Raw genomic sequence first — 5,890 nt, 5'->3', positions numbered from 1 at the left:
AACAGCTGAAAACCCTTGTTTGGATTTCGGCTGTTGGAAGGAAAGGAATTTTGCAAAGGTCTCAGGCCGTCTGAAAATCCTTTTTCAGACGGCCTTATCATTTAAATCAGAAGGACTTAAACCAATTTCTCCAGCATCCATTTAACGTAACGGCCGACGCCTTGTTTTACATCCAAGAATTCTTCTTTATACCCGGCTTCGCGCAGCTTGGTGATGTCCGCTTGAGTAAAGCTCTGATATTTGCCTTTAAGGGCATCTGGGAATGGGATATAACGAATAAGTTCTTCTTCAACCAACTCTTTCAAACTCATTTCAGGCTTGCCTTCGGCTGCACGGCAAGCGTTGACGGTGGCGGCGGCAAGTTCGTTAAACTGTTGGCTGCGGCCTGTGCCAAGATTGAAGATGCCTGAAAGCTCGGGATGATCAAAGAAGTAAAGGTTAACTTTGGCAACGTCTTCTACGCTGACAAAATCGCGTGTTTGCTCGCCGTTGCCGTAGCCGTCATTGGCGCCGAATAGGTTGACATAACCATGCTCGCGGTATTGGTGGAAATGATGGAAGGCGACTGATGCCATACGACCTTTGTGTTGCTCCTGTTGTCCGTAAACATTGAAGTAGCGGAAGCCGACAACTTGGGCTGTCAGACCTTCTTTCATGCGGCGACGCAATACTTGGTCAAACAAGAATTTAGAGTAGCCGTACACATTGAGTGGTTTTTCCAGTTCGCGCTCTTCGCGGAAGATTTCGCCCTTACCATATACGGCAGCGCTGGAGGCATAAAGGAACGGAATGCGTTCATCCTGACACCAGTCCAAGAGATCGAGCGTGTACTGGTAGTTGTTGTCCATCATGTAAAGACCATCATGATTCATGGTATCGGAACATGCGCCTTGATGGAAAACGGCCTCGATATCGTCGTAAGGTAGAAGGTGGCCACGCACTTGGCGGATAAATTCGTGTTTATCGAGATAATGGGCAATTTCACACTCGGCAAGGTTTTTAAATTTTTCGCCTTTACTCAAATTGTCGACGGCAACAATGTCGGTAATACCGCGCTGGTTAAGTGCTTTGACGATGTTGCTGCCGATAAAGCCGGCCGCGCCTGTTACGATAATGGTCATAATGAATTTCCTTTATTTTGATTTTTCAGACGGCCTTGAAGAAATCATGCCGTCTGAAAATAAAAACTTGTCTGTCTGGATTATATTCCAACTCTATTTTCAAACGACATTTAGAATTTTAAGGCCGTCTGAAACAATCATTATTGCTCTTCCAATGCCTTATTCAACTCTGAAAACGAGCAAACCGCCGTACCAAGTTTCGCCACGACAACGCCCGCTGCCGTATTAGCAAGGTGCATCGCTTCGGGCATGGTATAACCAGCGGCCAACCCTAAGCCCACTCCGGCAATAACGGTATCGCCCGCACCGGATACATCATAGACTTCTTGGGCCCGTGTAGGCTGATAAATCGGCTCACCCTCATTGAACAGGGTCATACCCTCTTCGCTTCGGGTTAGCAAAATAGCGGTCAAGTCGAGATGGCGGCGCAGATTTTGGGCTTTCTCGGTCAAGTCGTTTTCGTTTTTCCAGCTGCCCACCACTTCTTTCAACTCTGCACGGTTAGGCGTAATCAGCGTAGCGCTGGCATATTTCTCGTAATCATCGCCTTTAGGATCGATTAAAACGGGTTTACCGGCCTGTTTCGCCCAATCAATCATATCAGAAATATGCGACAAACCGCCCTTGCCGTAATCTGAAAAAATAATGGCATCGTATTCAGGCAACACTTCTCGATATTGATGCTTGATTTGTTCCAACACCTCACGATGAGGAGATTCTTCAAAGTCAAGTCGGATAAGCTGCTGGTTGCGGGCAACAACGCGCAATTTGACAGTAGTTGCAATTTGCTTATCGCGCATCAGATAGGAAGAAACGCCGTCTTGCATCATCAATGCGTCCAACGCATCTGCAGCTTCATCATCGCCGGTCACGGACAACAGCCCTACTTTACCGCCCAATGAGGCGATATTGCGCGCAACGTTCGCCGCTCCGCCCGCTCGTTGGTCGATACGGGCGATTTTCGCCACCGGCACTGGGGCTTCAGGAGAAATACGGGACACATCGCCAAACCAATAGCGGTCGAGCATCACATCGCCGACGACAAGGACTTTGGCTTGTGCAAAACGTGATTTTAGGGTTTCTTGTTGGAACTTGGTTACCATACTGGCTCCATTAAAATCTCTGTGTAAGGCTTGTTATCAGTTTATTGATCTAACAGCCTAAAAATATCTTGAGGCTCATATACCTGCATATGGTTTTTCGAGTACGACGCCTGTTCATAAGATGACAACAACGCCGCTTTTAGCATGGCTTGCGCCAATTTTTCGACCGCAAGCGGACGTTGGCTTTTCATCAGGCTGATACGGTTGAATCCATGCAAAATCCGTTCGGCTATTTTCTCACCCAATCGGTCGCTATTCGGACGAATCAATAAGGGCGGGCGGAAAATAATAAGGTGCGGAAAATTCAAAGCAATAATTGCTTGTTCCAATTCGCCCTTCATTCGTTGATAAAACAGGCGCGAAGCAGAATTTGCACCGGAAGCGGAAATCAAAACCAAAGCATTGACACCGTTTTGTCTGGCTGCTTTGGCAAATTCAAGATTTGCCTCATAATCGATTGCCCATTGCGCTTCTTTGCTTCCTGCTGCTTTCAGGGTTGTTCCCAAGCAGGCAAACAATACATCACCCTGCACTTCATCGCGCCAATCATCAGGCTGAGAAAAATCAATCTGATGGCTATTTAGCTTTTGGTGGGTAAAATCAGGATGTCTGCGACCGAAGCAGTCGATAGACTCAACCTCTGAACTGGTTGCAAGTAAAGGCAACAAGGATTTTCCTGTTGCGCCTGTCGCGCCAATCACAATCGCCTTCATACTTCAGACGGCCTTAAGCGTTTGCCACGCGGTTCACTTCGCGCAATACAGCTACCGGATCGGCAGCTTTGGTTACCGGGCGGCCCATTACCAAATAGGTTGAACCTGCAACCAAGGCTTCAGCCGGTGTCATAATACGGCGTTGGTCGTCATTATTGCCGGCAACGTCCAAGCGGATACCCGGTGTTACCAAGACAAAATCCTGTCCCAATTCGCGGCGCAATGGTGTGGCTTCTTGAGCGGAACATACCACGCCGTCCAAGCCTGAACTTTGCGCCAGTTTCGCCAAGCGGATGACTTGTTCTTCAGGGGCGATGTTCAAACCGATTTCTGCCAAGTCGCTTTGTTCCATGCTGGTCAACACGGTTACGCCGATCAAAAGCGGCTTGGTTTGATATCCGGCAACGGCTTCTGCTGCTGCTTCCATCATGCGGCGACCGCCCGATGCGTGCATATCGACCATCCACACGCCCATATCGGCGGCAACTTTACAGGCCTGAGCGACTGTGTGGGGAATATCGTGGTATTTCAAATCGAGGAAAAGTTTGAAACCTTGATTGATTAAGCTTTCTGCCAAATTGCGGCCGGTCGCGGTAAACAGCTCTTTGCCGATTTTGATTTGACACAGTGCCGGGTCAAGATTGCGGACAAATCCGAGCGTATCTTTTTCGTTGGCAAAATCAAGGGCGACGATGACGGGAGTGCGTTGTTGCTGAGTTTGGAAATCGGAGATCAAGGGATTCATAAGATGCCTGCGGATAAACGGTTATAGCTTCGATTTTAACAGCTTTTGTACATAAAAGGCCGTCTGAAAATATTTTTTCAGACGGCCTCATCACAACACACCTTAATTATTCTTATATAAATCTAAAATTTTTACAGAAAATTCATCATCACTGAAAAAAAAGGCTGGTGGAACTTCCAATACTTCAGCAATTTTCTGCAAAGTATTCAAATCAGGCTGATGATTTCCTTTCTCGTAGCGATTAATACGCGTACTTGCCACAAACTCATCTAACCCTATCGCCAGTCCCAGTTTCTCCTGCGTCAAATTTTTTGCTTTTCTTGCTTCCTTAAATCGCCTTGTAAAAATTTCTTGTAAACTCATAACTTCTATCCTAAAAATCAAAGTTACGAATTTCGTATATTTTTCTTGATTATTTACTACGAATAACGTAGTATTGCACCGTTTTATATCTTATCTGTTACGAGAAAACTATGACACCAGCTCAAGAATCAAAATGCCATAAAATTATCCATTCTCATGCAGTTGCTGCTGCCGCAGGTAATGCCGTTCCCGTCCCAGGACTTGGTATTGCTACAGATATGGTCGCAATGACTACCATGTGCACAAGTCTCTGTGCTGTTTTTGGTGGGAATATGACCAAAACTGCTGCTGAAGCAATGGCTATAGCTGCAATTAAAAATACCATGTTAAAACAACCCATAAAAACAATGGCAAAGGAATTTTCTAAATTAATTCCCGGTTTAGGCAGCGTTGTTGCACCAACTATTTCTGTTGCATTACTTGAATCAGCAGGATGGTCTCTAGCAAAAGAACTAGAACGAAAATTTGGTTAATTTATACAATAATGAAAAAGGCCGTCTGAAAATATTTTTTCAGACGGCCTCATCATTTTACTTTGGCAAAACTTATTTGCCTAAACCTTTCAATACTTCGGCTTTCACGGCTTCTACTGCTTGGGTGCCGTCAACTTTGATGTATTTCGGCGCGTGTTCGCCTTCCAGCTTGCTGTAAAAATCAACCAGCACTTCGGTTTGCTCGTGGTAAACGGCAAGGCGTTTTTTGACGGTTTCTTCTTTGTCGTCGTCGCGCTGAATCAAATCTTCGCCGGTTACGTCGTCTTTGCCTTCGACTTTGGGCGGATTGTAGGTAACGTGGTAGGTGCGGCCGGAAGCCAAGTGAACGCGGCGACCGCTCATGCGATCGATAATCACGCTGTCGGGTACGTCGATTTCAACAACCGCATCCAAATCCACGCCCGCTTCAACCATGGCTTCGGCTTGTGCCAATGTGCGTGGGAAACCGTCAAACAGGAAACCGTTTTTGCAGTCGTCTTGGGCAATACGCTCTTTAACCATGCCGATAATGATGTCGTCGCGTACCAAACCGCCTTCATCAATGATTTTTTTTGCTTCCAAACCCAGCGGAGTGCCTGCTTTGATGGCAGCGCGGAGCATGTCGCCGGTAGAGATTTGAGGAATGCCGAATGCAGCAGTGATGAATTGAGCCTGTGTGCCTTTGCCGGCGCCCGGTGCGCCCAACAATAATACTTTCATGATGAGTCCTTTTGGTTGACGGATTTAATGTTCAGATAATTTTACACGGCTTATGTTTATCGTTCAAAACTTCAGACGGCTTCTTTCGGGCCGAAATGCTTCCATGCATCGTCGCGCATTCCGATAAACCATGCGTCTTCAGGGAATCGCTCTATCGCGTCTTTCAAAGTGGAAAGCAAGTTTTGCGATAAGGCTTTTGCCAAATATTCTTCCTCATTGGCTTCGGCCGCTTTGTCAGGTTGCTGCGCCAGACCGATTGCACGGGTTTGATGGCCATGAGCCAAATAGTTGAGCGCAATGATTTTTTGTGCCCAAAGCTGAGGAACATCCGGATTGTCTTGCAGCAATACCGACAAAATCGATACGGCAACGGTCAAGCGTCCACCGTTCATACGCAAGTCCAACGACTGGTTGGGCGGCAAAGTGCTGAGCATTTCTGCCATGCGGAACCAAAACTCGCCACTGGCCTGCTCCGGCGCTTCTATTTTCAGCATGTCATAGTTGAATTCTTGCTCATCTTCTCTTACCAGCTTCGCCACGTCGGCAAGCAATTTTTGTTCTTCACGGCTCAAATGGCGGAAATCATTCATGTCTTTTCCTTTCAGACGGCCTTAAGCTTTAAACGCAACACGTACTCTGTCCAAATCTTCCT

At 46.8% G+C, this 5,890-nt stretch carries 8 protein-coding genes; 1 reads left to right on the top strand and 7 read right to left on the bottom strand.

Going from position 1 to position 5,890, the window contains the following annotated elements:
• Positions 1-116: 116 nt before the first annotated feature.
• From rfaD to ACTHSP_RS16910, 5 genes are all read right to left on the bottom strand, one after another.
• A complete protein-coding gene (gene rfaD, locus ACTHSP_RS16930) occupies positions 117-1,121 on the bottom strand; it encodes an ADP-glyceromanno-heptose 6-epimerase (protein ID WP_314513424.1) in 1,005 nt (334 codons plus the stop codon).
• A gap of 140 nt (positions 1,122-1,261) precedes the next feature.
• The gene (gene rfaE1, locus ACTHSP_RS16925) at positions 1,262-2,224 is read right to left on the bottom strand and encodes a D-glycero-beta-D-manno-heptose-7-phosphate kinase (RefSeq protein WP_377072318.1); all 963 of its coding nucleotides are present in this window, start codon (positions 2,222-2,224) and stop codon (positions 1,262-1,264) included.
• Between the two features lie 41 nt (positions 2,225-2,265).
• Entirely contained in the window at positions 2,266-2,937 is a 672-nt protein-coding gene (locus ACTHSP_RS16920; protein ID WP_377072316.1) for an NAD(P)H-binding protein, read from the bottom strand.
• A 13-nt stretch (positions 2,938-2,950) separates the two neighbouring features.
• Positions 2,951-3,682, bottom strand: coding sequence for an orotidine-5'-phosphate decarboxylase (pyrF, locus tag ACTHSP_RS16915; RefSeq protein WP_377072314.1), 732 nt, complete (start codon positions 3,680-3,682; stop codon positions 2,951-2,953).
• Between the two features lie 102 nt (positions 3,683-3,784).
• Entirely contained in the window at positions 3,785-4,045 is a 261-nt protein-coding gene (locus ACTHSP_RS16910) for a helix-turn-helix domain-containing protein (protein ID WP_070644922.1), read from the bottom strand.
• 110 nt (positions 4,046-4,155) lie between these two features.
• Between ACTHSP_RS16910 and ACTHSP_RS16905 the strand changes: the two genes are divergently transcribed.
• Complete coding sequence (locus ACTHSP_RS16905) at positions 4,156-4,518, top strand: hypothetical protein (RefSeq protein WP_070644924.1); 363 nt, start codon at positions 4,156-4,158, stop codon at positions 4,516-4,518.
• A 72-nt stretch (positions 4,519-4,590) separates the two neighbouring features.
• Here the strand turns inward: ACTHSP_RS16905 and adk are convergent, their stop codons facing one another.
• Together adk and ACTHSP_RS16895 are read right to left on the bottom strand one after the other, a co-directional pair.
• A complete protein-coding gene (gene adk / locus ACTHSP_RS16900) occupies positions 4,591-5,238 on the bottom strand; it encodes an adenylate kinase (RefSeq protein ID WP_440346506.1) in 648 nt (215 codons plus the stop codon).
• A gap of 71 nt (positions 5,239-5,309) precedes the next feature.
• Positions 5,310-5,828 (bottom strand): 3-deoxy-manno-octulosonate cytidylyltransferase, encoded by a 519-nt coding sequence (locus ACTHSP_RS16895; protein WP_070585739.1) that lies wholly within the window; start codon positions 5,826-5,828, stop codon positions 5,310-5,312.
• Positions 5,829-5,890 lie beyond the last annotated feature (62 nt).

It is taken from the genome of Neisseria sp. P0001.S005, from assembly GCF_051963715.1.
The sequence above is the reverse complement of the archived record's forward strand: the minus strand, read 5'-3'. Positions and strand labels throughout refer to the sequence as shown.

Bases quoted from the DNA above. Each gene is read 5' to 3' on its own strand.
- ACTHSP_RS16895 (WP_070585739.1), bottom strand. From the start codon at position 5,828: ATGAATGATTTCCGCCATTTGAGCCGTGAAGAACAAAAATTGCTTGCC.
- rfaE1 (WP_377072318.1), bottom strand. From the start codon at position 2,224: ATGGTAACCAAGTTCCAACAAGAAACCCTAAAATCACGTTTTGCACAA.
- rfaD (WP_314513424.1), bottom strand. From the start codon at position 1,121: ATGACCATTATCGTAACAGGCGCGGCCGGCTTTATCGGCAGCAACATC.
- ACTHSP_RS16920 (WP_377072316.1), bottom strand. From the start codon at position 2,937: ATGAAGGCGATTGTGATTGGCGCGACAGGCGCAACAGGAAAATCCTTG.
- ACTHSP_RS16905 (WP_070644924.1), top strand. From the start codon at position 4,156: ATGACACCAGCTCAAGAATCAAAATGCCATAAAATTATCCATTCTCAT.
- adk (WP_440346506.1), bottom strand. From the start codon at position 5,238: ATGAAAGTATTATTGTTGGGCGCACCGGGCGCCGGCAAAGGCACACAG.
- pyrF (WP_377072314.1), bottom strand. From the start codon at position 3,682: ATGAATCCCTTGATCTCCGATTTCCAAACTCAGCAACAACGCACTCCC.
- ACTHSP_RS16910 (WP_070644922.1), bottom strand. From the start codon at position 4,045: ATGAGTTTACAAGAAATTTTTACAAGGCGATTTAAGGAAGCAAGAAAA.